The sequence below is a fragment of the Paenibacillus medicaginis genome (genome assembly GCF_042138635.1).
Lineage (GTDB): Bacteria > Bacillota > Bacilli > Paenibacillales > Paenibacillaceae > Paenibacillus > Paenibacillus medicaginis.
In genome coordinates this window covers 92,266-119,160 of the sequence record NZ_JBHIRY010000015.1, presented here as the reverse complement: position 1 = coordinate 119,160, position 26,895 = coordinate 92,266, and the positions used below count along the sequence as shown (strand labels likewise).

General features: G+C 45.0%; 26 protein-coding genes, 1 pseudogene and 2 riboswitches. Of the genes and pseudogenes, 20 read left to right on the top strand and 7 right to left on the bottom strand.

Annotation, left to right across the window (positions count from 1 at the left end):
* The first annotated feature begins 28 nt into the window (after nucleotides 1-28).
* The 4 genes from ACE5LO_RS16090 to ACE5LO_RS16075 all read left to right on the top strand — a co-directional run bounded on the left by ACE5LO_RS16090 (nucleotide 29) and on the right by ACE5LO_RS16075 (nucleotide 2,962).
* A complete protein-coding gene (locus ACE5LO_RS16090; protein WP_375521029.1) occupies nucleotides 29-967 on the top strand; it encodes a ring-cleaving dioxygenase in 939 nt (312 codons plus the stop codon).
* Nucleotides 968-989: 22 nt separating this feature from the next.
* Nucleotides 990-1,598 (top strand): flavin reductase family protein, encoded by a 609-nt coding sequence (locus ACE5LO_RS16085; RefSeq protein ID WP_375521028.1) that lies wholly within the window; start codon nucleotides 990-992, stop codon nucleotides 1,596-1,598.
* Between the two features lie 93 nt (nucleotides 1,599-1,691).
* A complete protein-coding gene (locus ACE5LO_RS16080) occupies nucleotides 1,692-2,138 on the top strand; it encodes an RrF2 family transcriptional regulator (RefSeq protein ID WP_375357432.1) in 447 nt (148 codons plus the stop codon).
* Between the two features lie 164 nt (nucleotides 2,139-2,302).
* Nucleotides 2,303-2,962, top strand: coding sequence for a nitroreductase family protein (locus ACE5LO_RS16075; RefSeq protein WP_375521027.1), 660 nt, complete (start codon nucleotides 2,303-2,305; stop codon nucleotides 2,960-2,962).
* Between the two features lie 123 nt (nucleotides 2,963-3,085).
* Here the strand turns inward: ACE5LO_RS16075 and ACE5LO_RS16070 are convergent, their stop codons facing one another.
* A complete protein-coding gene (locus ACE5LO_RS16070; protein WP_375521026.1) occupies nucleotides 3,086-4,462 on the bottom strand; it encodes a PTS transporter subunit EIIC in 1,377 nt (458 codons plus the stop codon).
* Nucleotides 4,463-4,719: 257 nt separating this feature from the next.
* On the opposite strand from ACE5LO_RS16070, the gene ACE5LO_RS16065 reads away from it, so the two are divergent.
* Entirely contained in the window at nucleotides 4,720-5,919 is a 1,200-nt protein-coding gene (locus tag ACE5LO_RS16065; RefSeq protein WP_375521025.1) for an enolase C-terminal domain-like protein, read from the top strand.
* A gap of 1 nt (nucleotide 5,920) precedes the next feature.
* Here ACE5LO_RS16065 and ACE5LO_RS16060 read toward each other — a convergent pair whose 3' ends face one another.
* The gene (locus ACE5LO_RS16060) at nucleotides 5,921-6,628 is read right to left on the bottom strand and encodes a GntR family transcriptional regulator (RefSeq protein ID WP_375521024.1); all 708 of its coding nucleotides are present in this window, start codon (nucleotides 6,626-6,628) and stop codon (nucleotides 5,921-5,923) included.
* A 99-nt stretch (nucleotides 6,629-6,727) separates the two neighbouring features.
* Between ACE5LO_RS16060 and ACE5LO_RS16055 the strand changes: the two genes are divergently transcribed.
* Nucleotides 6,728-7,231, top strand: a complete 504-nt coding sequence (locus ACE5LO_RS16055) for a PTS sugar transporter subunit IIA (protein ID WP_375521023.1) — start codon at nucleotides 6,728-6,730, stop codon at nucleotides 7,229-7,231.
* Between the two features lie 225 nt (nucleotides 7,232-7,456).
* Here the strand turns inward: ACE5LO_RS16055 and ACE5LO_RS16050 are convergent, their stop codons facing one another.
* Complete coding sequence (locus ACE5LO_RS16050; protein WP_375521022.1) at nucleotides 7,457-7,939, bottom strand: helix-turn-helix domain-containing protein; 483 nt, start codon at nucleotides 7,937-7,939, stop codon at nucleotides 7,457-7,459.
* On the bottom strand, nucleotides 7,821-8,792 hold the full coding sequence (locus ACE5LO_RS16045; RefSeq protein WP_375521021.1) for an AraC family transcriptional regulator: 972 nt from the start codon (nucleotides 8,790-8,792) through the stop codon (nucleotides 7,821-7,823). Before ACE5LO_RS16045 ends, ACE5LO_RS16050 begins: the two co-directional genes overlap by 119 nt.
* 187 nt (nucleotides 8,793-8,979) lie before the next feature.
* On the opposite strand from ACE5LO_RS16045, the gene ACE5LO_RS16040 reads away from it, so the two are divergent.
* The 4 genes and pseudogenes from ACE5LO_RS16040 to ACE5LO_RS27905 all read left to right on the top strand — a co-directional run.
* A complete protein-coding gene (locus ACE5LO_RS16040; RefSeq protein WP_375521020.1) occupies nucleotides 8,980-10,392 on the top strand; it encodes an MFS transporter in 1,413 nt (470 codons plus the stop codon).
* Between the two features lie 220 nt (nucleotides 10,393-10,612).
* On the top strand, nucleotides 10,613-11,020 hold the full coding sequence (locus ACE5LO_RS16035; protein ID WP_375521019.1) for a hypothetical protein: 408 nt from the start codon (nucleotides 10,613-10,615) through the stop codon (nucleotides 11,018-11,020).
* Between the two features lie 288 nt (nucleotides 11,021-11,308).
* Nucleotides 11,309-13,543: a glycoside hydrolase family 95 protein gene (locus tag ACE5LO_RS16030; protein WP_375521048.1), complete on the top strand. Its 2,235-nt coding sequence runs from the start codon at nucleotides 11,309-11,311 to the stop codon at nucleotides 13,541-13,543.
* A 489-nt stretch (nucleotides 13,544-14,032) separates the two neighbouring features.
* Nucleotides 14,033-14,628 (top strand): annotated as a pseudogene (locus tag ACE5LO_RS27905) (ISL3 family transposase); the annotation flags it as partial.
* 72 nt (nucleotides 14,629-14,700) lie between these two features.
* Here ACE5LO_RS27905 and ACE5LO_RS16020 read toward each other — a convergent pair.
* Together ACE5LO_RS16020 and ACE5LO_RS16015 are read right to left on the bottom strand one after the other, a co-directional pair.
* Nucleotides 14,701-15,942, bottom strand: a complete 1,242-nt coding sequence (locus ACE5LO_RS16020) for an MFS transporter (protein WP_375521017.1) — start codon at nucleotides 15,940-15,942, stop codon at nucleotides 14,701-14,703.
* Nucleotides 15,943-16,073: 131 nt separating this feature from the next.
* A complete protein-coding gene (locus ACE5LO_RS16015; protein WP_375521016.1) occupies nucleotides 16,074-17,477 on the bottom strand; it encodes a nucleotidyltransferase family protein in 1,404 nt (467 codons plus the stop codon).
* Between the two features lie 594 nt (nucleotides 17,478-18,071).
* A riboswitch (purine riboswitch) is annotated at nucleotides 18,072-18,171 on the top strand.
* Nucleotides 18,172-18,270: 99 nt separating this feature from the next.
* On the opposite strand from ACE5LO_RS16015, the gene ACE5LO_RS16010 reads away from it, so the two are divergent.
* From ACE5LO_RS16010 to ACE5LO_RS15970, 9 genes are all read left to right on the top strand, one after another.
* Nucleotides 18,271-18,855, top strand: coding sequence for a hypothetical protein (locus tag ACE5LO_RS16010; protein WP_375521015.1), 585 nt, complete (start codon nucleotides 18,271-18,273; stop codon nucleotides 18,853-18,855).
* Between the two features lie 10 nt (nucleotides 18,856-18,865).
* Nucleotides 18,866-19,216, top strand: coding sequence for a MazG nucleotide pyrophosphohydrolase domain-containing protein (locus tag ACE5LO_RS16005; protein ID WP_375521014.1), 351 nt, complete (start codon nucleotides 18,866-18,868; stop codon nucleotides 19,214-19,216).
* Nucleotides 19,209-20,129 carry a hypothetical protein gene (locus ACE5LO_RS16000; protein WP_375521013.1) on the top strand — a complete coding sequence of 307 codons (921 nt, stop codon included), beginning with the start codon at nucleotides 19,209-19,211 and terminating at the stop codon, nucleotides 20,127-20,129. The genes ACE5LO_RS16005 and ACE5LO_RS16000 overlap by 8 nt, the downstream gene beginning before the upstream one ends.
* Entirely contained in the window at nucleotides 20,126-21,304 is a 1,179-nt protein-coding gene (locus ACE5LO_RS15995) for a glycosyltransferase family 4 protein (RefSeq protein ID WP_375521012.1), read from the top strand. Before ACE5LO_RS16000 ends, ACE5LO_RS15995 begins: the two co-directional genes overlap by 4 nt.
* Nucleotides 21,305-21,306: 2 nt before the next feature.
* Nucleotides 21,307-21,933, top strand: coding sequence for an ATP phosphoribosyltransferase (gene hisG / locus ACE5LO_RS15990; RefSeq protein WP_375521011.1), 627 nt, complete (start codon nucleotides 21,307-21,309; stop codon nucleotides 21,931-21,933).
* Nucleotides 21,902-22,582: an SDR family NAD(P)-dependent oxidoreductase gene (locus ACE5LO_RS15985; RefSeq protein WP_375521010.1), complete on the top strand. Its 681-nt coding sequence runs from the start codon at nucleotides 21,902-21,904 to the stop codon at nucleotides 22,580-22,582. Before hisG ends, ACE5LO_RS15985 begins: the two co-directional genes overlap by 32 nt.
* A 17-nt stretch (nucleotides 22,583-22,599) precedes the next feature.
* Nucleotides 22,600-23,640 (top strand): phosphoribosylformylglycinamidine cyclo-ligase, encoded by a 1,041-nt coding sequence (purM, locus tag ACE5LO_RS15980; RefSeq protein WP_375521009.1) that lies wholly within the window; start codon nucleotides 22,600-22,602, stop codon nucleotides 23,638-23,640.
* Nucleotides 23,641-23,793: 153 nt separating this feature from the next.
* Nucleotides 23,794-24,369, top strand: a complete 576-nt coding sequence (locus ACE5LO_RS15975) for a TetR/AcrR family transcriptional regulator (RefSeq protein ID WP_375521008.1) — start codon at nucleotides 23,794-23,796, stop codon at nucleotides 24,367-24,369.
* 72 nt (nucleotides 24,370-24,441) lie between these two features.
* Nucleotides 24,442-25,662: an MFS transporter gene (locus tag ACE5LO_RS15970; RefSeq protein ID WP_375521007.1), complete on the top strand. Its 1,221-nt coding sequence runs from the start codon at nucleotides 24,442-24,444 to the stop codon at nucleotides 25,660-25,662.
* On the opposite strand, the gene ACE5LO_RS15965 is transcribed toward ACE5LO_RS15970, so the two are convergent.
* Entirely contained in the window at nucleotides 25,646-25,855 is a 210-nt protein-coding gene (locus ACE5LO_RS15965) for a hypothetical protein (protein ID WP_375521006.1), read from the bottom strand. The genes ACE5LO_RS15970 and ACE5LO_RS15965 overlap by 17 nt on opposite strands.
* Nucleotides 25,856-26,201: 346 nt before the next feature.
* Nucleotides 26,202-26,337: riboswitch (cyclic di-AMP (ydaO/yuaA leader) on the top strand.
* Between the two features lie 4 nt (nucleotides 26,338-26,341).
* Here ACE5LO_RS15965 and ACE5LO_RS15960 point away from each other — a divergent pair.
* The gene (locus ACE5LO_RS15960) at nucleotides 26,342-26,815 is read left to right on the top strand and encodes a C40 family peptidase (RefSeq protein ID WP_375521005.1); all 474 of its coding nucleotides are present in this window, start codon (nucleotides 26,342-26,344) and stop codon (nucleotides 26,813-26,815) included.
* Nucleotides 26,816-26,895 lie beyond the last annotated feature (80 nt).

Sequence of the window (26,895 nt, the reverse complement as noted above, 5' to 3'; positions counted from 1 at the left end):
AACACTAATAAAACAGGAGTGAATTGAAATGAGTAAAAAAACAATGGGAATTCACCACATCACAGCGATCGTCGGACATCCACAGGAAAATGTTGATTTTTATGCCGGAGTATTAGGGCTGCGTCTGGTAAAACAAACGGTCAATTTTGACGATCCAGGCACGTATCACCTTTATTTTGGCAATGAAGGCGGCAAGCCTGGGACGATCATTACGTTCTTCCCTTGGGCTAATGCGTATAAAGGAACCATCGGCGATGGCCAGGTAGGGGTTACCTCTTATGTTGTGCCTAAAGGGGCAATGAAGTTCTGGGAGGAGCGGCTTGAGCATTTTAAAGTTCAGTTTTCCAAGATGGAGCGTTTTGGCGAGCAATATCTGGAATTTGATGATCCGCATGGACTTCATCTGGAAATTGTGGAACGGGAAGAAGGGGAGCCAAACTCATGGAGCTTCGGCGGTATTACCTCCGATGTGGCCATCAAAGGTTTTGGGGGAGCAACACTGTTATCCGCACATCCCGAACAAACAGCCGAATTATTGGAGAAAGTAATGGGACTTGAATTGATAGCAAAAGAAGGAGATATTGCCCGTTACCGCTCTTCCGCTGATATCGGCAACATTGTAGATCTTAAACTTTCTTCAGTAGGTCATGGTCAGATGGGGGTCGGAACGGTTCATCATATTGCATGGCGGGCCAAAGATAATGAGGACCAATTGGAATGGCAAAAATATATTGCGGAACATGGCTATGGAGTGACAGCGGTGCGGGACCGGAATTATTTTAATGCGATATACTTTAGAGAGCATGGCGAAATTTTGTTTGAAATCGCTACGGATCCTCCGGGATTTGCTCATGATGAATCGTTGGAAACGATGGGGCAAGCTTTAAAGCTGCCTGCACAGTATGAGTCTCATAGAGCTGACATTGAAGAAGTTCTGCTTCCATTTGAAGTAAGAGAGCTTGACTAAACTGCGAAAGAGGTTGATCTGTATGCTTTCCATAGATCCTGCAGCCAATACGGAACGGGAAAATTATAAGCTGCTTATCGGCAGCGTTGTTCCCAGACCTATTGCTTTCGTCACGACGCTCTCCAAGGATGGCGTATTGAATGGCGCACCTTTCAGTTTTTTTAATATTGTATCCGCCAACCCTCCGATGATCTCGTTGTCTATTCAACGCTCGGAGGGTATGCCAAAAGACACAGCCAGAAACATCAGCGACTTCAAAGAGTTTGTGGTTCATATCGTTGATGAAGACAATGTTCGCCAAATCAATGAAACAGCGGCAAAGCTCCCACCTGATCAAAGTGAAGTTGAATTGGCTCATCTGACGCCAACAGACAGCGTCAAAATCAAAGTCCCGGGTGTAGCCGAGGCCAAGATCCGTATGGAGTGCGTATTGGAGCATTCGCTTGAGCTGGGCGGAACAGATTCAAACGGATGCGACCTTATTATAGGCAGAGTAGTTCACTTTCATATTCAGAACGACATGTATGATCAGGGAAGAATTGATCCAAGACGATTGGCGGCCGTCAGCAGATTAGCCGGACATGATTATGCAAAAATTGGAGAAATTTTCACGATTGAGCGACCTGTCTAAAGTAGGTTGAAAGCTCATCTATTGCGGCATACAAGGGAATTCGGTACAATTTACTTATACTATCCAAGAGTAATCTGAAGGAGGGGGCCAAGGATGAAGCATGAATATTGTACGCCGACTCAGCACCCAAAATGGTTCGGACTGGCTGTTCAAGCGCTTGTTATATTGTCGCAAGAGGACGTAGGAACTTGTCCGAGCATTGAACTTGCTAAATATCTGCAGTCAGAGCCTTCTCTGCTGCGCCGTATACTCTCCGTTCTCGCCAAGGAAGGGTTGATCGGGACCCGGGAAGGCCGTGACGGCGGGTACTGTCTCAGGAAACCGGCAGAGTCCATTCGTCTGATTGATGTATATGATGTATTTCGTGCAAGCAGTAGCATTTCCTGCGGTATTATCGAGACAGCAGGCACACACCCGCTTGGTAAAAGCATGAAATCTGCGTTTAAGGATATTACGCAAGAAATGGAAGACAGCATGCGCGGAGTATTAAGCAAATATACGATTGCAGATATCGCGAAACAACTGGAAGCAAAGATTTAGGTGAGCCAGGAAAAAAAGACAGTTGACAGCGGTTTGCTTAGATTTTATACTGTGCAATATAAGAAACAGTTCAGAGCAAGCCGTAAAGAGTGTTCTTTTTTTTGAAATGTACTGTGTTTGAAAGAACACAGTTATACCAGTATTAATCCAAGGGAGGATTTATCATGTCAACTTCAACTCAAACCAGTCAAAGTTCTGCTTTATTCGCCGATGTTATCCGCGAGCGCCGTTCTGTGCGTGTTTATGACAAGTCGGTTCGTCTGACTCACGAGGAAATTAAGGAGCTGCTGCAGGAAGCAACGCTTGCTCCTTCCTCCAGCAACGTTCAGCCATGGCGTTTCCTCGTTATCGAGACGGAGGAGCTGAAAGCGAAGTTGCAGCCGATTGCCTACAATCAATCTCAGGTGACTGAAGCTGCTGCGGTGATCGCTGTGCTGGGGGATACGGAAGGATACAAGCAGATCGGTGATATTATAGGCGAATCCGTCAAACGCGGCTATATGACGGAAGATATCGCTAAATCATACGTGGAAAGATCGATTAACGTGTACGGTTCGATGCCGGAGGAAAGATTGCACAAAGTTCTCCATATTGACGGTGGTATCGTTTCCCAGCAGTTCATGCTGGTTGCGCGTGCTCATGGCTACGATACCGTACCGATGGGCGGTTATGACGAAGATCAGTTCAAGCAAGCTTTCGGCATCAGTGACCGGTACGTTACGATCATGCTGATCGCACTTGGCAAAGCAGCCCAACCGGGCCATCCGACGCCCCGGCTGCCTATTGACGACATCACTTTCTTCAATGAAATGCCTGCTAACTAACCGCATCACCCTCAGCTCCGTAGGCTGAATCGTAAAAAAGCAGAGCTGTGGTTTTAAGCTAACAGGTAAAAAACAGATCCACCGCTTGCTGCAGCGGTGGATTTTTCATTAACTATGACAGCTTTACAGAGCTGCATTTGCTTTCTCAACCTCTGTTTTGCTCAGCAGCAGGTAGCAAATTGTAAAGGAAAGCGCGATGGCAATGGCCATTCCGGAGATGGCATAGATAAAGTAAGGGCCGAAATAGGCCGGGATGCTAAAGATACTGGACAATACATACCCGTACAATCTTACACCGAAAAAGCTGATGAACGCGGAAGCAACCGAGCTGGCGATGATGGCGGCCAGAAAAGCCTTTTTGTACTTGGACAGTACCCCGAACAATGCGGGTTCCGTAATGCCCAGAAGCCCGGAAACGGCAGCAGACACGATAATGGTTTTTTCCTTGGCTGTGTTTACCTTGTAGTACACGGCAAAGGTTGCACCCACGATCGAGAAGTTAGCCATACACATCATAGGCATCAACATATCGTAGCCTTGTGTTGCAAAGTTTTGCAAAGCAATCGGAGTCATGGCATGGTGCATACCCGTGAAGACGGCCAATGGTCGAATCGCACCAACAACAACGCCTGCAAGAATGGGAGAGATGTCAAACAAGCCTTGCACGAGCCAAGCCAGACCATTACCCAGGTAAATACCGATAGGACCGATCACGGATAATGCGAGAAAACCGGAAATAAACAAGGTCAAGGTTGGTGTAACGACGGTTTTCAGTATTTCCGGCATAAATCGGTTAACGATTTTGTGAATATAGCTCATCGCCCAGACGGCAAAGATAATGGGGATGACTGTGCCGGTATAGTTAAATACTGGAATAGGGATAAAGCCTAGAAAATGAAACGACGAAAGCTCCCCGGCTTTGGCCGCATCCACCATCGTTGGAAACATAATGGTAGCGGCGATGGCGACTGCCAGATACTCATTGGTTTTAAAAATTTTGGCGGCCGAGGCTGCCAGGAAGAACGGCAGGAACGTGAACACTCCGCTCGCCATCATGTTAATGATTTGCACCGTTTCACTTTTATCCGAAATAATATCGAGAGCGATCAGCCCCGCGATAAGTCCCTTAATCAAGCCTGCACCGGCGATGGCTGGAACGATAGGCCCGAATACGCCGGATACAATGTTCATGAAGAGGGTAACAAAGCCCTTCTTTTTCTCTTCGCTTTTTTCCCCATCCTGCTGCACGTCCGTCAGCTTGAGCTCACCGGCCAAAGCATTATAATATTCCGCAACCTTGGGACCAAGAATGATCTGGAATTGGTCTTGATTGAATTGCGCGCCCAAAACGGGATCCAGTTCCTTAAGCTTCTCAATATCTACTTTGCTTTTATCTTTCAGATCAAACCTGAGTCTTGTCATGCAGTGCCAAGCGTTTACAATATTGTCCTCTCCGCCGACCCCGGTAATGATGTCTTGTACCGTTTTCACTTTGCTCATCCAAAATTCTCCTGTCCTCGAAATATGTGTTGGTTCCGTTTACATTACTGAATGCTATCACAAAGGCTTATCAAATAAAAGCAGTCCAAAATAAACCAGGTTTTTCGCAAATCCCTTGATACACAAGGGTTTAATTAGACTTTTCTGATAAATTGGACTGATATTTTTTGATATTTTGACCTTTTACCTTGCCAAATTGCTTCCGCATTTCAAAACATGTTTCAATAAACCTAGATTTCGTAGAAAAGAGGAGACCTATGAACCCTTCCATTATCACGAACGTGGAATGTTTTGTGCTTAAGCCGGATCGGCATAACCTGGTAGTTGTGAAAGTGACTACAGACAATCATCTGATTGGATATGGCTGCGCCACTTTCCAGCAACGCCCGAAGGCTGTGCAACTCGTCGTTGAAGAGTATCTTAAACCTATATTGATTGGCAGAGACGCGAACAACATCGAGGACTTATGGCATCTGATGATGGTCAACTCTTATTGGCGTAATGGTCCCATCCTGAATAATGCGGTTTCCGGGGTAGACATGGCTCTGTGGGATATCAAGGGGAAAATCGCCGGCATGCCTTTGTACCAGCTGTTTGGCGGTAAAGCGAGGGATGCCATACCCGCATATACGCATGCTGTTGCGGACAATATCGAAGATTTGTACCGGGAGATTGATGCCATTCTCGAACAGGGGTATAAGCATATCCGCTGCCAGCTTGGCTTTTATGGGGGGAATCCTTCAAGTCTGCACACCCCGGATAACAGCACCAAGGGGTCTTATTATGACCAGGATGAATATATGCAGACAACCATTGAGATGTTTGCCCAGCTAAGGTCTAAGTACCAGAACCGGTTTCATATTTTGCATGATGTGCATGAGCGGCTTTTCCCGAATCAGGCTGTACAGTTTGCCAAAGACCTGGAACGTTATAAGCCTTACTTTGTCGAGGACATTTTACCGCCGGATCAGAACGAGTGGTTAAGCCAGATTCGCTCCCAAACCTCAACGGCCATAGCCACCGGGGAGCTGTTCAACAATCCGCTGGAATGGAGAAGTCTGATTGCGCACAGGCAGATCGATTTTATCCGCTGCCATGTATCGCAAATCGGGGGGATTACGCCCGCACTTAAGCTGGGAGCTTTGTGCGAAGCATTTGGCGTCAGAATCGCCTGGCATACGCCGTCGGATATCACTCCAATTGGCATCGCTGTGAACACACATCTGAATATTCATTTGCACAGTGCCGCCATCCAGGAAAATATTCCGATCAAGGAGAATACGCGCAGTGTCTTCTCGCCGATCATCGATGCCAGAAACGGCTACATCTACCCGCTGGAAACACCGGGAATGGGGGTGGAGTTCAATGAGGAGCAGGCGAAGAAGTATCCGGTGGAATACAGGCCGCATGAATGGACACAGGCAAGGCTGCCGGACGGAACACTGATGACTCCTTAAACTATGAGTTTCTTCTTTTATGATGCTCGTTATTAAATGCGGTCAAATACGTGCATCTATAGTCAATGGCTACGATCTCACTGATCTCGAAGATCCTTCCATTGCTGAGCAGGCCGCGGCTTGCTATTTTCATGGCCGGGCTCTTTCGCTTTTGCTGCAGGAGCATGGCTTGCTCTTTGTTAAGCGCGATCGCCTCATAGGTATTGAGGTAATGAGAGATTGTATACTTATGCTTCTGCACATAGGATTGAATGGAGTTTTCGGCATCCTTGGGAGTGAAAATGGGAAACAAAGCAACAGGCAGCCGGGACAGCTCGATTTGCACCGTTTGATAGTTCACAATTCTTACACGCTGAAGCACCCACACCTCGTCGCTGCTTGTGATTCCGAAAATCTGCTGGTCTGCGGACGTGGCAGGCTGCTTTTGCAGCTCGATCACTTTGGATTGGATGTTGGAGTATGGATTTTCCGTCAAAGAGTTATAGATCAGCGGGCTCGTCTGGATGTTCTTGCCGATGAAAATGCCTGATCCCTGCACGACTTTAACGAGGCCCATGTATTTCAATTTTTTGATGGATTCCTGAATCGTGTATCTTGAAACATGATACAGCTCCGCAAGCTCTCGTTCCGTCGGCAGCTTCGAGTCGGGGTAGTGGTTTTGATAGATTTTGCTTAACAAGTCGTGGATGATAAATTCTGTTTTGTTCACATGCTTATCCCCCTGGTCGTTGGTTCATGATACTTATATTACTGTTATACAATCTATTTTCAAGTCATCGTAATCGTTATAGAAGTGGGAGGTTTCAATATGTTTGGGTTTGGACGTAAGAAAAAAAGTGAAGAAGTGCAGATTCTGGAAGTATCATCGCCAGTATCCGGCCAGTTTGTGCCGCTTGCGGAAGTGGAGGATGAGGCGTTTTCCTCCAAGGCCATGGGAGAAGGATTTGCCATCCTTCCTGACACAGGCCGGGTTGTCGCTCCGTTTGACGGCACGATCGCCCATATTATGGAGAAAAGCAAGCACGCCATTATCATTCAACATAAAACAACCGACACGCAATTATTGATCCATGTCGGCATGAATACAGTTTCTCTTAAAGGCGATGGCTTTCAGGCACATGTGGGAACCGGAGACAAGGTCAAAAAAGGACAGCTGCTCCTGGAATTCGATATGGACAAAATTCGTCAGGCTGGATTCTCTGTCGTGACACCTGTCATTGTTCCGGATGGCCAGGATCAAATAAGACTTGTTGAAGTGGATAGCTCCGTCCGGAAGCCTTCAGAGGATATGGTGCTGCGGGTTTATTTCTGAATATTTTATATCAAGATTGAGGTGGCCCTGCGCGATGCCTTGCACGATGATCCCTTTTGATCAGGGGGGAGCGGCGGGTCGCCAGGGTTACGTGTCTTGCTGTCCTTACGCAATGCCTTGTACGATTATCCCTTTCGTTCAGGGATGGTGGCTAAGGTCAGGGAATAGGATAAAGAATCCGAAATATGTTTTTTATCCTGGGTAATACCCCAGCTTCCAAGCAGCTTAATTGGATGAGCTGGTATACCAAGTCATTTGCAGCTCTTGAGCTTTTTGCGGATCGTCTATGAGTAGAGTCTTGTACTCAAGCATCTTGTTAAGGGTGTCCAGCATTTGGTCGTATTCTTCCTTCTTGCTTTCGATCTCCTTTTTCTTGCTGCGAATCCAATCTATAATCTGCAGAGTGGTGCTCATATTGGTGTCGCAATCCTGCAAAGCTACCTTCAGCTCGGCCAGCGAACAGCCGATGGACTGGAAATTCTTGATGAGCCTCAACCGCTCGACAGCCTCTTCCGAATAGTTGCGGTAGTCTAATTCTCTAAGTCGGCGTATTAGGAGACCTTTTCTTGGATTATTATCGTTCCATGATTTACAAACTATCCTCGAATCCCCCAGCGTAAGAAGTTTTCCGCACCGCTTTGATATCTTGCAGAGGAGGCAGACCAAAAAACCTCCGGTACTCCCGATTGAATTGCGACGGACTTTCATAGCCTACTTTCAAAGCCGCCGTCGTTGCCCCCACGGGACCGCTCAACATGAGGCGCCTTGCTTCAAGAAGGCGGAGCTGCTTCTGGTACTGCAAGGGCCCCATTGTCGTTACCGCTTTGAATTTATGATGCAGTCCGGAGGTACTCATGTTGCAGGATTTTGCGAGTTCCTGGGCGGTAAAAGAGCTTGCGTAATTTTCTTTGATCCAATGGATCGCCTTTCCGATTCCGTCTGTTATTTGATCATAGAACACCTTTTGGAAAAATAAGTGCCCATAATCTCCTGACAGTAAGTTGAAAATCATTTCCCGTTTGATCAGCTCGGACAGAAATCGAACTTCTTTAGGCTTATCGATTAACTTCAGTAACCGCAAAAATATGTCCAGCAGCTCGGCATCCGATTTTCCGATGAAGGCTCCGGCACGCAGATCTTTCCCTTTTGGTTCCGTGACGATTTCCGCCTCCATGACCACAGAAGCGATTTCTTGTGTCGTAAAATCGATACGCAAACTGATATAAGGCGATTGTTCCGTAGCGCCGATGACTTGGGAGGAAGCCGGCATATCGATCAGCGACGCCAAATAATCACCCGCTGAGTAATGCAAAATATCTTGACCAAGGTAGATCTTCTTAGTCCCTTGAAGGATCAGACAAAAAGAAGGCGTCAAAACACCTGGACTCCGCAGCGTCTCGCGACTGCTTCTAACAATGGAAAGAAACGGAACGATGGTTGGCGTCCGTCCATCCGCAAGGGTAATCCGATCCGTCATGGCAATGAGCTGATCCAACGCTTTCTTATGAATAGAAATGCTCTGTCCATGGATAGTTCGGCTATCCAGACCTTGTTCCCACATGTATTCCATCCCCCCATCCTTATCTAAAAAATTATACCGCCACTAAAAAAGATTGCAATGCAATTGAACTATGTAAAAAAAGAAACTTGCAGCTTTAGGCAATTTTTAAGCAGAAACGGTCTACCTCCTTCCGCTCATTCCATCCATACTATTCATCAGAACAGTATCTTCGTAAAAGGAAAGGAACATGTTTATGCAACAGTCAAAATGGATTATTTTAATAATTATCATCGCATGTCAACTTATCGTTGTGCTTGACTCCTCCATTATGGTAACGGCATTACCTCAAATCGGTCGGTCGCTGCATATGACGGCAACCAGCTTGACTTGGGTCCAAAATGCCTACATTTTGCCGTTCGGCGGTTTCTTGTTGCTCGGTGCCCGGGCAGGGGATCTTATGGGGCGCAGAAGAATGCTTAGTGTAGGCATTGGATTATTTTCGCTTGCTTCTATGCTGGCTGGATTGGCGCCGACAGCTGAATTTTTGCTTGTCTCCCGTGCATTCCAAGGCTTTGCGGCGGCTTTGGCAACACCTGCTGCACTAGCATTGCTGTCAGCGAGCTTTGTAGAGGCGAAGGAACGTGCTAAGGCGATTGCGATGTACAGCGCGGTTGCGGGCGGAGGTGGCAGTGTCGGTCTCCTTCTTGGCGGATTTTTCACTGATTTTATTTCCTGGCGTGTCGGGATGTTTATCAATGTACCCATTGGAATTGCATTGCTGTATTTGGTACAGAGGTTTATTCAGCAAACAGGTACGAGGACCGGACGTTTTGATCTTTGGGGTGCAATTGTTTCCGTAATCGGCATGACTGCGTTGGTATACGGTTTTGTTCAAGCTGCCGATCGCGGTTGGGGGGAACCCGAAACATGGATTTCACTTGCAGCGGGGATTGTTTTGTTAGTTGCGTTCGTTTTTATTGAATCTCGAGCGGCTGAGCCAATCGTCCCTCTCCGATTGTTTGCGAACCGCCAGCGGTCCGGGGCTTATCTTGGAAGGTTCCTATTAGTATGCGGGACTTTTTCACTCTTTTTCTTTATCCCTCAATATTTGCAAAACGTCCTCGCTTTCAGCTCGCTTGAAGCGGGTTTAGCCTTCCTGCCGTTTACAGTAGCCCAATTCGGGATGATGTATCTAATACCTGGGTTGGTGCAACGTTATGGAAATAGGAAAGTCCTGATAGCCGGTTTGCTGCTCTGCATCATGGGTACACTCTGGCTGAGCCGAATCGTCTCCGTGCAAGCTCAATTCTTTCCGCAAATGTTCATCCTCTTGGCCATCATCGGCATTGGCGCCGGAATGGCCATCCAACCGCTTACCGTTCTGGGTCTCTCAGATGTGGATCCTCAAGATAACGGTGCAGCTTCGGGTCTGATTAATGTCGCGCATCACAGCGGTTCCTCGTTAGGTTTGGCTGTACTCATAACCGTATTTGAAGCAGCTATCGGTTCGGATCAATCTTCAAAGATGCAATTCGCACATGCTGTATCGGACTCCGTATTGGGATCTGTCGTATTTGCTACATTAGCTCTTGTTGCGGCGTGGTTCTGCTTTGTTCCATCGCGCCAACCTGCTCGAAAACAAACATTAACAGATTCTTGATAAAGGGTCGTTGTAACACCCACACCCCAAAAACGTTATTCTTTTCTGGAACATAGGAAAGAATAGCGTTTTTCTTTTGTTAGATGGCAATTTCCAATATTTTTTTAAGTGTGAATTCGAAAAATAGTGGAACAATTTCACCGTTTTGCTCGTCTATTTTTTAAGTCACCGTTTTTAGTCTGTTTGTTTACCTGATGCCAAGAGAAAGGAATTTATCAACGTGTCGGTTCAGAAGAAGGAAATTGGCCAACTGGATATGGAATTTCACCAGCAGCTTTTAGAGGAGCATTTTCGGCTGGCCGAAGGAAGCGGCAGTGAGATGGACGAGAACCTGAAAGCCATCCTGTCTGATCGATACGGGGCGCTTAAGTCTCAGGTTCTGAATCGGAATAATCTGAATTTGCTGATCCGGTGCCAGGTCAACCGGAATAATCCCATATTGAAGGCTGAGCTGGTGGATGAGATCCTGTGGAGAATCCTGCAAAAGGTTAGCGGAACCTGGAGCTATACCGTCAGGCAAACGGCTCACAGCGTCCATTGCTATAGGCTGATTCTGGAGCAGAATGGTATTTTTATCGTAAAAAACGACGAGCACGTAGTGGAATTCAAACCACCGGCTTTCCTGTAATACAATTACATACTTTTTTTTGAAAAAGTGCATGATGCAAAAAAAAGCTTCATGCACTTTTGTACTTGTATTCCGTAATAAAACAGTCTTAAAATTATTCTAAAAATTATGGATACAGCTATTACATTAACAAATCTTGGGTTGTACAATGTTATTGAATCGTTTTTTTTGAAAGCGCTATCGGAGTGTGGGGCGAAGGAGAATGCTCCCGATTCTTCAGCGGCAATGCTTAGTCGTTTTACGAGTATGGAAAAGAGGCTTTAACCGGAAAGGAGAGACTTGATGGAGATGGAACAGATGCACCGATTGTGGTACGACCGGCCTGCGGCGGAATGGAACGAGACGCTGCCGGTGGGAAACGGGCGGCTGGGGGCGATGATTTTCGGCGGCACGGAGGCGGAAAAGCTCCAATTGAACGAAGATACCGTATGGTACGGAGGGCCGCGCGACCGCAACAACCGTGATGCGCTTCCCCATTTGCCGCAGCTGCGTGAGATGATCATGCAAGGACGGCTGCGGGAGGCGGAGGAGCTGGCTTCCCTGGCGCTCCCAGGGTTGCCGGAATGCCAGCGGCATTATTTGCCTTTGGGCGATCTGCTGCTGACCTTCAGGGAGCATGACCAGCCCTGCACCGGATACGTCCGTGAGCTTGATTTGCAGCAGGGACTGTGCCGAATCCATTATCGAATAGGTGAAATAACATACACGAGGGAGATTTTTGCGAGTTATCCTGATCAGGCCATCGTCATTCGTCTCACGGCGGACAAGAAGCGGGCAGTCTCATTGAAAGCCCGGTTTGATCGTGAGCAGTGGAGATACCTGGAGAAGACGGAGAAATGGGAACAGAGCGGCCTCGTGATGAAAGGAGAGGGCGGCGGACAGGGCGGGAGCGTATTTTGCGCTGTGCTGAAGGCGGTCTGCGAAGGTGGAAGCTCCCGGACCATCGGTGAGCATTTGCTGGTGGAAGGAGCCGATTCGGTCACCCTGCTGCTTGCTGCAGGAACCACGTTCCGTTATGAGGATCCGGAGCAGCACTGCAAGCAACAGTTGAGCGGATTAACCGGTCTGCCTTATCCCGAGCTGCTGGAGCGGCATGTCTCCGATTACCGCAGCCTGTACGGACGGGTCAATCTGACGCTGCCGGCGAACCCGGATAAGAGCCACCTTCCTACAGACGCACGGCTGGAGCTTGTCCGCCAGGGGGATGAGGATCACGGGCTGGTGGCTCTCTATTTCCATTACGGCAGATATCTGCTGCTTTCGTGCAGCCGTCCGGGATCACTGCCAGCCAATCTGCAGGGAATATGGAATGACAGCTTCCTTCCTCCGTGGGACAGCAAATTCACAATCAATATTAACACCCAGATGAACTACTGGCCTGCCGAGCTCTGCAATCTGGCCGAATGCCATGAGCCTTTGTTTGAGTTGATCGAACGGATGAGAGAGCCGGGAAGGATTACGGCCAGGGTTATGTACGACTGCCGAGGGTTTACTGCCCACCATAACACGGATATATGGGCAGATACGGCGCCCCAGGACACCTATCTGCCAGCATCCTTCTGGCCCATGGGAGCGGCCTGGCTGTGCCTGCATCTGTGGGAGCATTACCGCTTCGGTCAGGACAAGCGTTTCCTGGAGCAGGCTTACGATACGATAAAGGAGGCTGCGGTGTTCCTGCTGGATTACCTGATTGCGGATCAGGAAGGCCGGCTGATCACCTGTCCGTCCGTCTCACCCGAGAACCGCTATATTCTGCCTGGTGGGGAGACGGGGGTTCTCTGTGCCGGGGCCTCCATGGATTTTCAGATTATTGATGCCTTGTTCACGGCCTGTATCCAAAGTGCGGAAATTTTGGGGAGAGATCAGGAATTCAGTGCAGAGCTGTCCGCAGCTCTGGAGCGTCTGCCCAAGCCGCAAATCGGCAAGCACGGCCAAATCCAGGAGTGGATGGAGGATTATGAGGAGGCTGAGCCAGGACATCGCCATATCTCGCATTTATTTGCCCTGTATCCCGGCGATGCTTTCACAACCAGGCCTTCCCCGGAGCTGACAGCCGCCGCCCGTGTGACGCTGGAACGGAGATTGGCCAGTGGCGGCGGGCATACCGGCTGGAGCCGGGCCTGGATTATTAATTTCTGGGCACGGCTGCAGGATGGGGAGAAGGCGTATGAAAATGTAATGGCTCTGCTCGATCATTCCACTCTGCCCAACCTGTTCGATAACCATCCGCCGTTCCAGATTGACGGCAATTTCGGAGGTGCTGCGGGCATTGCCGAGATGTTGCTGCAAAGCCACACCGGCGTGATCCGGCTGCTTCCCGCCCTGCCCCGGAAGTGGAGCGAAGGAGAAGTCAGAGGGCTTCGCGCCCGGGGAGGGTTCACAATCAGCTTCAAATGGTCGGGGGCTCTCGTTACGGAGATGGTCATTGAATGTGCGGCGGACGGACCCTGCTGCCGGATAGAGGCTCCGGGACTTGCTCCCATTGATATTATGGCGGAAGAGGGGAAAAGCTATTTCTTTTAAAATAAGGAGCCGGATCCATGAATCTCACATTTCGTATCTTTAATAAGAGCGTGTAGAAGATATTTTCGATCAAAAAAGAAATGGCGGGGGTGTGTCGAATCTCTCTACAAAGAATTAACGTACGGAGGTCTTCCACGCAATCACCTATATGGATCGAAGCTGTCCACCCGTAGGGATACTTGAATCTGATCAACCTAATGATGAAGGACATACGGATTCCCTAGACGATGGATGCGAAAGTCCTTACGATACCCAATGCAAGGTGAGTTCAGGTGAAGTTGTCCAAATGATCGTGACGGACATGCTGACCGGACACTCGTGCAAATGGTGGATTGGGCGGAACAATAGGATATGGATTTGCTCTGTTCTAGCGTGTGCGCTTCGTTGCTTGCTCAATCCGCCTGCAAAAATCGAAAGGGAAAAAAATTAAAGTTCACCTCAGCAGGGGGCGAAATGTAACGTCAGGATGGAGCGCCATATGATTCGAAACCGAGGGTGGTTGTCATGGATTTGGCACAGGCATATCACACCTGGATTAGCGAATGTTTTCCAGAGGCGATCCGTATTGCTGACCGGTCTCACGTTCACGGCTACGTCATTGAAAGTGTTCAGGCGGTTCGAAAGTCCGTGCAGTCTACGCTTGCATCGCAGGCTAAGGCGCTTTTAAAAATCTATCATCGACTATTGAACCCGCCCATCGATACTCTGACGGAAAAGAGCAAAGTCCAGTTAAACCAACTCCTTGAATTCTCGCCATTGCTACGCAAGGCCTGGGAATAGAAAGAAGCCTTCTCCCACTGATATGACCATTCGCCAGATGTACATGTGGCCTGTCTTGGTTTTGCCCGTTGGTGTCGGCAGGGAGAAGACATCGATCATGAAGTGGTTCGAAGCGCCTTGAGAACCATGAAGAATTGGGAAACAGAGATCGTAACTACCACCGCTGCAGCTGGACCAATGCCACCGTAGAAGGACGGCATAATCGAATCAAAGCGTACCAGCGTCGACACTATTTCACACGTAATCGTAAGTGTTACAAAGCGGGTATTTTAATCGAATGTAATCGGCATCGTTTGTTGGGTTAAAAAATCAACCGCTAATTTCTAAATTGAGCCGTTAAAAGAAGATGTAAATTCGTCGCACCCAATTTTGTATATTTATATATATTTCCACAATCTAATTACTAACCCATATGAAAAAATGAGCATGAGTACACAAGCAGACATTAAAAACATGTAGTTTGCTCCGATCCAACTTCCCAAAATCCCTGATACAAGATAAGCTACAGGAAGCGCCAATTTCGTAACCATTGAAGAGGCCCCTGCAACTCTACCAAGAAGGTGATTTGGAGTAAGCTCCTGTCGTAAAGTGAAATAGTGAATGTTGGTGAATCCCGCCGAAAAGCCCATAAAGAACATACCCCAAGCTAGCATCACCCATGTTGTGGATAAGAACATGGTTATCTGACCAACGACGGCGATAAGAACTGAAAAGAGCATCAATGTTCCCCTGCCAGATAAACGTCGGCTAGGTTTCGCAATAAGACCGGACAACATCGTGCCAAACGCTATGGAAGCATAAATTACTCCAACGCCTAACGCAGAGGCGTGTAAATCGTTGCGTGCATAGAAGAGCATGATTCCACCGGCAATGGCTGAACCAATGTTTACAAATAGAATCATTGTAGTCATGATTCGAAGAGATGGTGTTGAGATTAGTTGAGCCCATCCTTCAACAAACTCAGCCAGAAACCCAGTCTTTTGAGTTTTTGGTGCACTGGTCTGCGGAATATCCGTGAAACTGACCATAATATAAAGCAGAGTCAGACCACATATGCTACCAATAATTCCTGTTGAATAACTAACCAGTGAAAGAATGAAACCCGCAATGGCTGGACCAGCAACATTGATAGTCGATTCAATAGATATTAACGAGGCGTTAGCAGAGGTTAATTGTTCTCTTGAGACGACGAGTGGCAGTGTGCTATGGTATGCATTCCAAAACGCATATTCGGCGGCACCTACTAGAAATGCGACCACGTAGACCACCCAAAGTTGGTCTATATGTAATAAAATTATACATAAGAGGACCAGTAGTGCGGAAATTTGAACGCCTATGGACCATCGCATGATATGTTTTCTATAATACCGGTCAACTAGAACTCCAATTGCAGCCGCAAGTAGTACGTTTGGTATAACCTCAACCGAACGCATGATGCTCATTGCAAGTGCTGATTTAGTATGGTCAAAAATAATTAGCGGCAGTGCAATTAGATAAAATTGAAATGTCAATCCAGATATAGAAGTTCCCATCCAAATGAGTACAAAATCTCGATTTTTCCAAAGTGGTTTCATTGTTTTAGACATTAATTCAGTATTACGAAGTAAAGGTGCTCGCAACTTCTTCCCCCCTAGCTTAAGGTGATTTTTTCCTAGCTGGTGAAATTGTAAATGTCATTAAACCTAGATTGCTAAGTTAATTTTATTTAGAATATAATGTTTTTTTGAGATTTAAAGAAGAATAGCGACTTTTATTTAGGGAATTTATCTAAAATACTTTGTGCAACCGTATGCAGATCATCAAGATCTTCTTCGTAAAAAAACATAGTACGTGTCGTAGTATAGAAACCCGAAGGTGTACAAATTAGCTCGGTAGTGTCCCCAACCGGGATTACATAGGTATTTGTATCAGCTAATTTTATCTCTTTGAATTCGTTTATCCACCATTTTTTACTAGGGAAATATCCGGTGTCACTAGACAATCTTCTAAGCGGGAAAAGTAGCACTTGAATGCCCAATTCTAATCCCTCCAATATATGTCTACGTTCAAGTCTTTCTTGCAACCGTTCTTTGTCAGCATCCGCATTCTCACAGGTGATGATGTGCACGATGTCTAGCCATTGTTTTTTCTTATTAATCATGTCTATTGCGTAATTTATGTCGTTATTTGTGCGGGCGAAATCAAACTCCATTTCATATTGGACAAATATATCCTCATCATCAAATGGAATAATTGGGAAATTTTCTTCGCAAATAACCATTTCACAAGGTATTTGAAGATCACTGTAGCTTTTTAACAAAGAAAGAATTCTTATGATTCCTCGGTGTAATGAATTTTTATCGGCTTGGCTGGCTATATAATCCCAGTCAAATTCATCATTATGTACTAGCAGAAGATTGTAGACATCAGAAGCATCCTTGACTGTGAAATGCCCCTCTTGATATCCATGTGCTACCAAGAAGAGAAAAGCATCCTCAGGTGTCGGATAAAAAAGCAAATGCCCATCTAAATCCGTACTCATCTTCCGTTGCCACAACTGAGTTGTCAACATTTGTCCCTGACCAAACGTCATTGAATGAGTATGAATATCAATTTCGATTTCGCCTTTGACAGTAAAATGAGCTCCCCAATATGGCTGAGGACCTTTGAACAGCTTAATCCACGCGTTTTCCTCAAGTGATTCAACATAACCCTTGCCAAATAATTCTCTAAGTAATAACCATAGTGAGTTTAAGTCCTGTACAACAATATCAATATCAGCTTGATCTCGTACCTTATAGTTAGGTAACAAAAAAGGAATGCTGCTTCCTTTTACGACAAGAGCTGCTACAGCTGCTTGCTCGGTAGCCTCCAGTACCTCAATTAGTGCACGTTCTAAAGTTTGATTTTTTTTCTTTCTTTCGATTCTCCCAAAACCGAGGGAGGTCAGTTTATTAAGACATTGATCTATTTTTGATGATTTTTGATAACTGTCATTATACACACGAATATGAGATAAAAACTCATAGAACTGAGAGCAAATCTTTGATTTTTGGACGGCATGAATGAGATCGTCTATATCGATTTGTTCAATAAGCCCAATTAAATTGTGATAATCCAGATTACTTGTCTGATATGTTATGGCAGACATAAAGATTTTTTCTAAATTATTCATATGCCACCTCGTAGTCTAAGAGTTTAGTATATCTAACTTCGCAGAGCAATTTCTCGAACGATATCTATGTATCTCTATGATAAAAGTACTCTTGTAACAGATTCAGCAATTACAAATCAATTTCTTGCTAACTCAATTAAAAGATGTCCCTCAATGCTGAGGGACACCTCACGGAGACTAGTCGATTCATGTTTCAACTGCTTCTGGGTGGTTATTTACCTTTTTTTCTGGTTTTTACTGGAAAAGGCACAGAGGACATGCTTTCCACCTCCTTCCATCTACGCATTCATAATATATACTTAACATAGGACAAGTCAAGAGGAATGTTTCCATAAATGTTTCCAAAACTGCGGGTATAAATTAAGTAATATTCATTTTCACCATACCTCATTTGAGAGAGTATTTTCACGATTTTAAGTTTTTTACAAGATGAGCTCCACCAAACTACTTAAAATTTGCATTCTGTAATCTGGATATGTCACTACAGGAATAAGCAGAAATTTCTAATCTTTGCTTATGGTATCCTAAGGTGCATCTCAAGGAAATGATTGACATAAGTAGATAAGAAGGATAGTATTTGAAGTGGACTTAATTGCATTAACATACATATTAGCTCATATATGCTCGAAAATAAGGTTTGAGTGTTTCTACCCATTACCGTAAATAATGGACTATGAGTGAATCCTAGCGTATTTAAAGAAACTGTCGCACAGTTTCTTTGTCGTATACCAAAGAGGTTTCACTATTGTGAAACCTCTTTGTGTTTATAAATTTCATATAAGGAGAGAACTCTATGTCAGTACTTCCAAGATATGAAAAGCACTTCGAGGAATTGAATCCTATCGATAGGTATAAAGTTTTGCAGGATCCGAACTTGCGTGTTGATCTGGAATCTACTATGGGAGATAGTGGCGAGGTTATTCTGTTGGGGCTTTATGCGATTGATCAGGTGTTGAAAGAAAGGGGCGAATTTACATATCATTTTTACATTATGGATGACGCATCCGTATACTATCTTTTAAAAAAATCGTTAAACTGTACTTTCGAATGTGATCAATTAAGAAGGGCTTTGATTCTTATTGATGAAGCGAAACTGATTTACCGATTTACCGCTGCAAAAAAGTTTAAAATTGAGGACGACAGAATTCAACAGCTTCGTTTAAATAGTTGGGGAAGAGAGTATATTAAAACATTTGATTTGACCAATACCTACAAGAATAGCTACTTGAGCATGTACTCTTACTTTTTGAGTTATTTTGAAGAACATCGGCAAACCTATACGGATTCTATGAAGTGTTTGCTGAGCGAAATAACTGAGCATACCGCTATGCAGATTCAAACGTTAAATCGATTGATCGAAATTAAATTATTATCTTAGGGTGGGACTCATGGATTGGACAAATATTGAAGAACGAATAGTTGAGTTGGACAACATTCAAGACGCTTCACTTCAAGTCTATGGTCGCTACGACTTGGATAAATCGATTATTTGGATGGTGGAGGAGCTTGGAGAAGTGGTTGCTGCAATCCGAAAAGGTAAAACTAAAGAAGAGATTTCAGGAGAACTTGGTGATTTAATGGCGTGGATTTTTTGCTTGGGCAATATAATGAATATTAAAATATCCGATGCTTTACGAGAAACGTTTTTCAAAGAATTTGACCGCCAAATAAAGGTCTATGGAAAGCTGAAATATGCGAGTACGGAGATCTTTGTGCAGACGGAGGAGGAACATGTATAGTAGATTAGTCGAAATGCCATTTGGGAAACTTTGTATTACTTCCACCAGTCCGGATTATCTAGGATCTTCCGTGCTAGGACACGCTTCATACAATCGGAAGTTTTCCGACAGTCTGTTCACATTGAAGATAAATACAGGGGATGGAGATGGGGATGGGGTGGCTTCCTATCGTCAAGAGATGCTCCGGCGCGGTATCTATCTAGGCCATCATCACGGAATGTCGGTTAAGATGAAGTCCGAAAAAGATACGCTTAGCATTTCATTGCATTATGAATCACCGGATGGTTACAACAAAATTATTTGGACATATGCAATGAAGTATGTCTTTACAATAATGGCACTGCGTTATGATGCACTCCATTTAAAAGCTACCACGCTCATTAAAGAGGGTCGTGCCATTTTACTGCTTGGTCGGGGCAAAAGTGGTAAAACAACGTTAGCTTCTTATTTAGCCCAAGTGGGATTTAATCATGTGGGTAACACTCACGCGATGATCAAAGATGAACAGGTATGGGCAATTAACAGTTGGAAAAGGATCAGAAGGTCGGATGGCAATGAAACGTATGAACTGTGCGATAACGTCGGAATTGCAAACGGAAAGCTTGTGAATATCTATGTTGTTGATTTCAACCGCGAAGGAAACTTTCACTGCTCGGAGCTTGATTTTGATATGGCGTTTTCGTTCTTGTTATATTTCGGTGGAGCAACGGGGAATTACGATTTGAAAGAAGATTTGTTCGATTACAATATGACTGAAAGTTTTAGTAAAAGGATGAGTTTTCTAGTAAAAGAAATATCTTTAATCCGACAGTTACTGAGGAATAACAAAATTTATTATTTAAGCGCGGATATTCAAAACCCTGACTGCGCCAATGTTGTAGGTCAATACTTTCAATCGAGGATATATTCATGAGAATTGCCATAATTCCTTCTTCTGATCTTTCCTACAATTCGGGAAGTGTAATATACGCAAAAAACTTGTTCACCTTTTTACATGCTCAAGGTCATAAAGCATATCTTCTCGGTAGCAAAATGCCACTTGATCTGGATTCGGATCTTTTACCGTACGTCAAGATCAACGCCGGCTTACTGGAACATCCCGTAATAGATGACAGAACTGTCAGTTCCGTCGATTACGGAAAATCATTGTCGGGAATCATAAATTATCTATTAGAATTGCATGAAGAAGTAGGCCTGGATATTATCCATGCACATTATGGTTCTTTTAATAGCTTCGGTGCTTACGTAGTTTCTGGGCTAACTAAAATTCCCTATGTTGTATCCAGCTTTGGTAGGGATATTAATTTAGGTTATGAGCATGACCACAGAATTAAATGGCTAATTGATCAAAGTTTTTTGGACGCAAGCCGAATTTTGGTTACCGATCAGCAAATCAAAGCCCGAATCAGTCTTATGTTTCCCAATGCTTCCATTATAGATAAAATTAATGAAATTCCTATGCCTTTGGATAGCCGAATATTCGAGGAGGGAACAGTTGCATTCAAGGAAGATCTGCCTATATTGGCAACAATAAACTCTTGCTTCAGTCCTGAAAAAGGAATTTCGACCATTTTGGATGCCTTTTCTATTCTTATTAAGAAAATTCCTTGTCGACTGCTGATTGCTGGTCAAGATGATCATCCGCAGCAAGTACATAGGCAATCCCTTGAGAATAAAGTGAAGCGATTAGGCATTCAAGATGCGGTAACGTTTCTCGGATATTTAGATCGAAATAATGTGGGTTACTTGTTGAAAAAGTCCACTTTGTTGATAGACGCTAGATTAAAAGGTAATTTTAGTTCAGTTCTTTTGGAAGCAATGTTTATGAACACACCGGTTATTACTACGAGAAATGAGGGTTCCATAAAAATCATTGAACATGGATACAACGGTTTGCTGTTTGAACCCAACGATGCCTCTGAACTTGAGGCTAACTTGATGAAGTGTTTGCAATCTTCTAACACTATCATTGAGTTCAAGAACAATATGAATAGCTGGGTACAACGTAACGGTTCTTTATACAGGGAAGAAAATGGTCTTATGAAGGTATTGGAAGCTTTTCAAGAAGTTCTGCGGGAGGAAATTTAATCTTGATAAAAATTGGTCTTCCTAAGGGTGTCGTTAAGCATAAGTCGATTTCTGTAATTGAAACCTTTTTAAATTATGATATAAACAAGGAAAAATTACACTTTTTCGATAATAGTAGAGTTCATTTTTATTTGCTTAAGCACCGTGATATCCCAAAGTTAATTTCATCTGGAAATTTGGATTTTGGAATTACTTCTACTGAATGGATTTATGAGAGCGACATTGAACTTCATGTTCATAAAGAGTTGGATTGGTGCGATACGCGTATTAGTTTAATAAGCGGGAAGGGCGAGCCGGTACTAGGTCAAAAGCTTCCGATCCGATGTGTAACCGAATTTCCCCGAATTGCAAATGATTTCTTTAAAAAAATCAATCAAACAGATGTGGTTATTGATAGCATATCTGGTTCCAGCGAGGCACTGATACCAAGCTTGTATAATTGCTGCGTGGATTGTGTCGAAACGGGTTATACCCTCGCTTTACACAATTTAGCGGAGGAGAAAGTTATCTATGAATCAAAAGTTGTACTTGTGAGCAAAAATGAAATTAGCGATAAAGTCAAAAAATTAGTAGATGAAGTACTGGAGGTGGAGGCAAGTGACAAAATCTGTTTTACTAACAGGATGTAGCAAGGGAATTGGTCATTCGATTCTGAGGGAATTGTTAGAAGCGAACAACTACAACATTTATGCGATAACTCAGAACGCCAACGATATCTCAGAAGAACAGGCTAAATCCATCTCTTTATACTCTTGTGATTTGACGGATATCTCTCGTGCTGATCAAATAGTCAAGCAGGTGTTGCAAAAGTCGCAGGGTATTGATGTGCTGATTAACAATGCAGGATGTGGAAAATTTGCTTTAGTGGAACAATTAGAGTTGAATGATTGGGACAGGCTTCTTAAATTAAATTTAACGATTCCATTTTTGTTGACAAAGCGTCTGCTTCCAAATATGAAACGGCAAAATTTCGGAAGAATCATCAATATTACTTCCGACGCGGATCATATTGGTTTTGCAGAAGGGAGTCTGTATTGTGCCTCGAAGTTCGGGCTTCGAGGGTTTTCAGATTCTGTGAGACAAGAACTGAGAGGAACAAACATTACGATAACAACCATTGGGCCAGGGCGCGTTGATACTTACTTTAACGATAAAAAACCTGGTGATCGTCCCATTTCGTTAAACCCAGACGACGTAGCAAACCAAGTGATGCATGTGCTGAATCAAAGTGAAAGATGCGAAATTGAACAGATTTATTTAAAATCAACTTTGGAGTAACCAAGGAGGCTGTAACCGTGTCAAATGAACTGTCTTATGAAAAATCTGGCGTTAACATCGATATCGCGGATGCTGCTAAAAAAGAAATGGCTGAGAGCATGATTACATCTGATTCGCGGGTAATAAACCGTCCCGGAGCGTTTGCTTCATTATTTGAAGCTCGATTTGAAGGTGTCGAAAATCCAGTATTAGTTCTCAAAGCAGAAGAGCCGGGATCCAAGCAATTGCTCGCTTTTCAAGAAGACAAGGTTGAAAGTATTTGTTACGATCTGATTAACCATTTGATCAATGACATCATTGTCATGGGAGCTAAACCGGAGGTTGTGCTGGATATTATTTTGTGTGGGAAAATGGAAAAAAATGTTGTTGTTCGTATTGTTCGTGGAATTTCTGATGCTTGTAAGGAACAAGATTGCCTCTTAATAGGCGGAGAGACTTCTGAACAGCCTCGTGTATTACCGGAAGGAGAATACATGCTTAATGCAAGTGTTCTCGGGGTTGTAGACAAGAGTAGAATTATTGATGGTTCACAAATCAAGATAGGGGATGTTGTGCTGGCCTTAGCTTCCAACGGACTTCATACGAACGGTTATTCTTTGGTAAGGAAGCTTTTGGAGACTCGCCCGGAAATTATGGATGAGAAAATCGAAGGAGAGTCCTTTATGGAGACCATTCTTAGACCGCATAAATGTTATTATCAAGAGCTAAAAAACCTTTTCCCTCAGTCTGTTATCAAGGGGATGGCTCATATCACTGGTGGTGGCATCGCAGGAAATCTGAACAGGATATTGCCACCCGGCACCTCTGCACGGATCGAGCTTGACCGGATGGAAATAATGAAAATATTTGAAATAATTAAAAATTATGGTCAAGTAAGCGATCAGGATATGCTAAAGACGTTCAATATGGGGGTCGGAATTACGCTGGTGGCGGATAAAAATGACGTACAAATGATTCGCCAGCATCTTCAAACAAAAGGCTGTGAAAGCTATATTATTGGCGAAATCATTGAAGGAGACCAACAGGTAACCTACACGGGCGAACTTAATTGGCAGTAATGATTTCGAGATGGTATACAGCAATGCTTCGTTCACGGAGCGTCTCACGTTGGCCTAAAGATCAATTGATCTTTAGGCTCCTTTAAAAAAATACTGGACTGATCATTTCGGAAAATGTATACTGTTATTAGCGAAGAGAAGGAAGGGATGATCATGGGACGCACCAAAGAATTTGACTATGAACAGGTGCTGCATAAAGCGATGCTCGTTTTCTGGGAAAAGGGCTATGAAGCAACGAGCATACCCGATTTGGTCAAAGCGATGGGCATCAGCCGATCGAGCATGTATGAAACGTTTGTGGACAAAGAAACGCTGTATGTGCAGGCCTTTAAGCATTATAAGAAGGTTTGGGAGAGGAAGCGGACCCTTCTGCGGCAAGCCACATCTGTAAAAGAGGGAGTCCGCCAGTATTTTGACCTGCATATTGCAGGCGCATATGACGAAGCCTATCCTAAAGGCTGTCTCGTGACAAACACGATCGTCTCGGCCGATTCTCCTCACCAGGAGTTTCACCAATTGACCCGGGAAAGCCTGAATGAGCTTGAGCGGTTATTTTATGAGCTTCTTAAAAAAGGTCAACAGAGCGGAGAAATCAGCCCAGACAAAGACATCAAAGTCCTTACATCCCTATTGCTTCACTTGAACCATGGCATAAACGTTGTGGCCAGATCCACAAGTGACAGGCGAGCGGCTGAAGACATGATAGCTGCGGTCATTGAAATGCTGTAGCTATATTTTTTTTGAATTTTCCGGAACATTCATTCCTGTAAAATGAAATCAAAATGTAAAGGAGCCCTTCTTATGAGTTCAATGGGAAATCAAGCGGTTATAAAATCTGTTCCGACGTGGCTTACGCTTTTTCTGGCCATCTCGTGTGGCATCATTGTGGCTAATTTATATTATGCCCAGCCTTTGGTGGGGGAAATCAGCTCGTCCATCGGGCTATCCTCGGGAGCGGCGGGCCTGATTGTTACTCTGACGCAGATTGGCTACGGCATCGGCCTGCTGTTTGTCGTCCCTTTGGGGGATGTGCTTGAAAATAGGAAGCTGGTGGTAGGGGCACTGTTCCTTACTATACTGTCTTTGCTTACCCTGGCGGCGGCTCCAAGCGCCGCGCTGTTCCTTCTTGCGTCCGCAATGATCGGGATCGGCTCGGTGGCGGCTCAGATTCTGGTGCCGTATGCGGCGCATCTTGCGCCTGACGAATCCCGCGGCAGGGTAGTGGGCAATGTCATGAGCGGTTTGCTGCTGGGCATTATGCTTGCACGCCCGCTGTCCAGCATGGTGGCTGATCTGCTGGGCTGGCGTTCCGTATTCGTTTTATCCTCTGTATTGATTTTTGTCCTGGCTCTCGTTCTGGCCAAGGCGCTTCCTGCCAGAAAGCCGGTGACAAACGAACCTTACTCCAGGCTCATCGGCTCGATGTGGCATCTGCTGAAAACTACGCCAATCCTGCGGCGCCGGGCCATTTATCATGCTGCTGTATTTGGGACCTTCAGCTTGTTCTGGACGACGGTTTCGCTGTTACTGACAGGGCCTGCATTTCATTTTTCACAAATGGAAGTGGCATTGTTTGCCTTAGCGGGAGTATCCGGCGCGATTGCGGCCCCCATCGCAGGCCGTCTGGCAGATCGGGGCTGGATTCGGACGGCGACAGGGCTCGCTTTGGCCGCAGTTATCATTGCACTGGCTCTGCCTTTCATGGTTCATACCCGTTCGGTGTTTACCGTATCCATATTAGTCTTTTCTGCGATTCTTTTGGACATGGGCGTGTCGGCTAATCTGGTTCTCAGCCAGCGTGCGATTTTTGCCCTTGGAGCCGAGGTGCGCAGCCGGTTGAACGGTTTGTTTATGGCTATCTTTTTTGCAGGTGGAGCCCTGGGTTCTGCGGCTGGAGGATGGGCTTATGACCTGGGGGGCTGGAAGGCTGCGTCCGTCATAGGCATTGCACTGCCAGCCATGGCACTGATCTATTATTTTACGGAGAGAAAACAGGTTCAAGAGGCTACAGCATCAAAATAACGTATACCCCCGCCAACACAAGATACAAAATGGAGTAGCGGCGGTCGGTTTTCCAATCCCGGACAGCCATGGCTATAAACAGGACGAACAAGGCATAAGGGGTTATGTTATATTCCACAAAAAATAATGAGCAGATCAGTGCGATCAGTACAGTTCCTACAATTACGTTATACCAAAGAGGATACCTTTTCATTTCACCATCTCCCATTGCTTGTTAAATCTATATTAACATAAGATTAACTCGCCTCCGCAAGAAGTTCCGACTCCGATAATATGGAAGCATCCAACCGGTCAAAGGTACTGCCCCGACCGGTTTTTTTACACGCCATCTTAACCGGGGTTTTCCTCCAATCTGCGTGTAATATGTTTCTCGATACAGCTAACTATGCATTGCGTGTTTACATTTTTGTTTCTTTTATGTTACTTTTATGAACTGCAATTTTTTGTTGGTATATAGCCGCTGCCACCTTCTATCAAAAGGGTTTTTCTTCCATTGACAAAGAGAGGTTGGGTATATTACCCTGATTAAGGTTACAAAATTTTAATATTTGCCGAATTTCATTGTGTTTGAAAACGGGGGAACCATTCCGGGTGAATTATTCTTGTACATAAAAGAGTAAAGGGAACCTTCTACCTAACCCTCAGCTAACTCCGTAGGCGTTGAAGGGAGAACATTTTTTTGAAAAAAGCGATATTGTCGATTTTTGGAGCCGCCGTACTGTTTACATCCGGGGCTGCCACTACACATGCCAGCGAAGCACAAATCAACAGCTATGTTAGTCAGGTTGCAGGTACTCCATACAAATATGGGGGCACCACAACTGCAGGATTCGATTGTTCCGGTTTTATTCTGTACATATTCAACAAGTTTAGTTTGGACTTGCCCCGCACTTCCCAACAGCAGGCTAACGAAGGTGTAGCAGTCGCCAAAGAAGATCTCCGGGCGGGAGACCTGGTGTTTTTTAACACAAGCGGACGCGGCATTTCCCATGCCGGCATCTATGTGGGGAACAATCAGTTTGCCCATTCCTCAAGCAGCCAGGGTGTTACTGTCAGCAGCCTGTCAGAGTCTTATTATCAAAACAGATATGTAACGGCCCGCCGCGTCATCAGCCAGACAAGCTATGCCCAAATGGTGAGCGAAGCGCGTTGAATGGAAAAGGACAAGCCTGAAATTATTTTCAGGCTTGTCCTTTTTTTACTGTCAGGTCATCTGCCTTGCATAGAATGGGA

Excerpts from the sequence above, each read along its gene's own strand:
- ACE5LO_RS16005 (WP_375521014.1), top strand. The coding sequence starts at position 18,866 with ATGGATTGGACAAATATTGAAGAACGAATAGTTGAGTTGGACAACATT.
- ACE5LO_RS16080 (WP_375357432.1), top strand. The coding sequence starts at position 1,692 with ATGAAGCATGAATATTGTACGCCGACTCAGCACCCAAAATGGTTCGGA.
- ACE5LO_RS16050 (WP_375521022.1), bottom strand. The coding sequence starts at position 7,939 with ATGAAAGTCCGTCGCAATTCAATCGGGAGTACCGGAGGTTTTTTGGTC.
- ACE5LO_RS16040 (WP_375521020.1), top strand. The coding sequence starts at position 8,980 with ATGTTTATGCAACAGTCAAAATGGATTATTTTAATAATTATCATCGCA.
- ACE5LO_RS16015 (WP_375521016.1), bottom strand. The coding sequence starts at position 17,477 with ATGAATAATTTAGAAAAAATCTTTATGTCTGCCATAACATATCAGACA.
- ACE5LO_RS16030 (WP_375521048.1), top strand. The coding sequence starts at position 11,309 with ATGGAACAGATGCACCGATTGTGGTACGACCGGCCTGCGGCGGAATGG.
- ACE5LO_RS16065 (WP_375521025.1), top strand. The coding sequence starts at position 4,720 with ATGAACCCTTCCATTATCACGAACGTGGAATGTTTTGTGCTTAAGCCG.
- ACE5LO_RS16000 (WP_375521013.1), top strand. The coding sequence starts at position 19,209 with ATGTATAGTAGATTAGTCGAAATGCCATTTGGGAAACTTTGTATTACT.
- ACE5LO_RS15975 (WP_375521008.1), top strand. The coding sequence starts at position 23,794 with ATGGGACGCACCAAAGAATTTGACTATGAACAGGTGCTGCATAAAGCG.
- ACE5LO_RS15995 (WP_375521012.1), top strand. The coding sequence starts at position 20,126 with ATGAGAATTGCCATAATTCCTTCTTCTGATCTTTCCTACAATTCGGGA.
- ACE5LO_RS15970 (WP_375521007.1), top strand. The coding sequence starts at position 24,442 with ATGAGTTCAATGGGAAATCAAGCGGTTATAAAATCTGTTCCGACGTGG.
- ACE5LO_RS16085 (WP_375521028.1), top strand. The coding sequence starts at position 990 with ATGCTTTCCATAGATCCTGCAGCCAATACGGAACGGGAAAATTATAAG.
- ACE5LO_RS15965 (WP_375521006.1), bottom strand. The coding sequence starts at position 25,855 with ATGAAAAGGTATCCTCTTTGGTATAACGTAATTGTAGGAACTGTACTG.
- ACE5LO_RS16010 (WP_375521015.1), top strand. The coding sequence starts at position 18,271 with ATGTCAGTACTTCCAAGATATGAAAAGCACTTCGAGGAATTGAATCCT.
- ACE5LO_RS16070 (WP_375521026.1), bottom strand. The coding sequence starts at position 4,462 with ATGAGCAAAGTGAAAACGGTACAAGACATCATTACCGGGGTCGGCGGA.
- ACE5LO_RS16075 (WP_375521027.1), top strand. The coding sequence starts at position 2,303 with ATGTCAACTTCAACTCAAACCAGTCAAAGTTCTGCTTTATTCGCCGAT.
- ACE5LO_RS16055 (WP_375521023.1), top strand. The coding sequence starts at position 6,728 with ATGTTTGGGTTTGGACGTAAGAAAAAAAGTGAAGAAGTGCAGATTCTG.
- ACE5LO_RS16090 (WP_375521029.1), top strand. The coding sequence starts at position 29 with ATGAGTAAAAAAACAATGGGAATTCACCACATCACAGCGATCGTCGGA.
- ACE5LO_RS16045 (WP_375521021.1), bottom strand. The coding sequence starts at position 8,792 with ATGTGGGAACAAGGTCTGGATAGCCGAACTATCCATGGACAGAGCATT.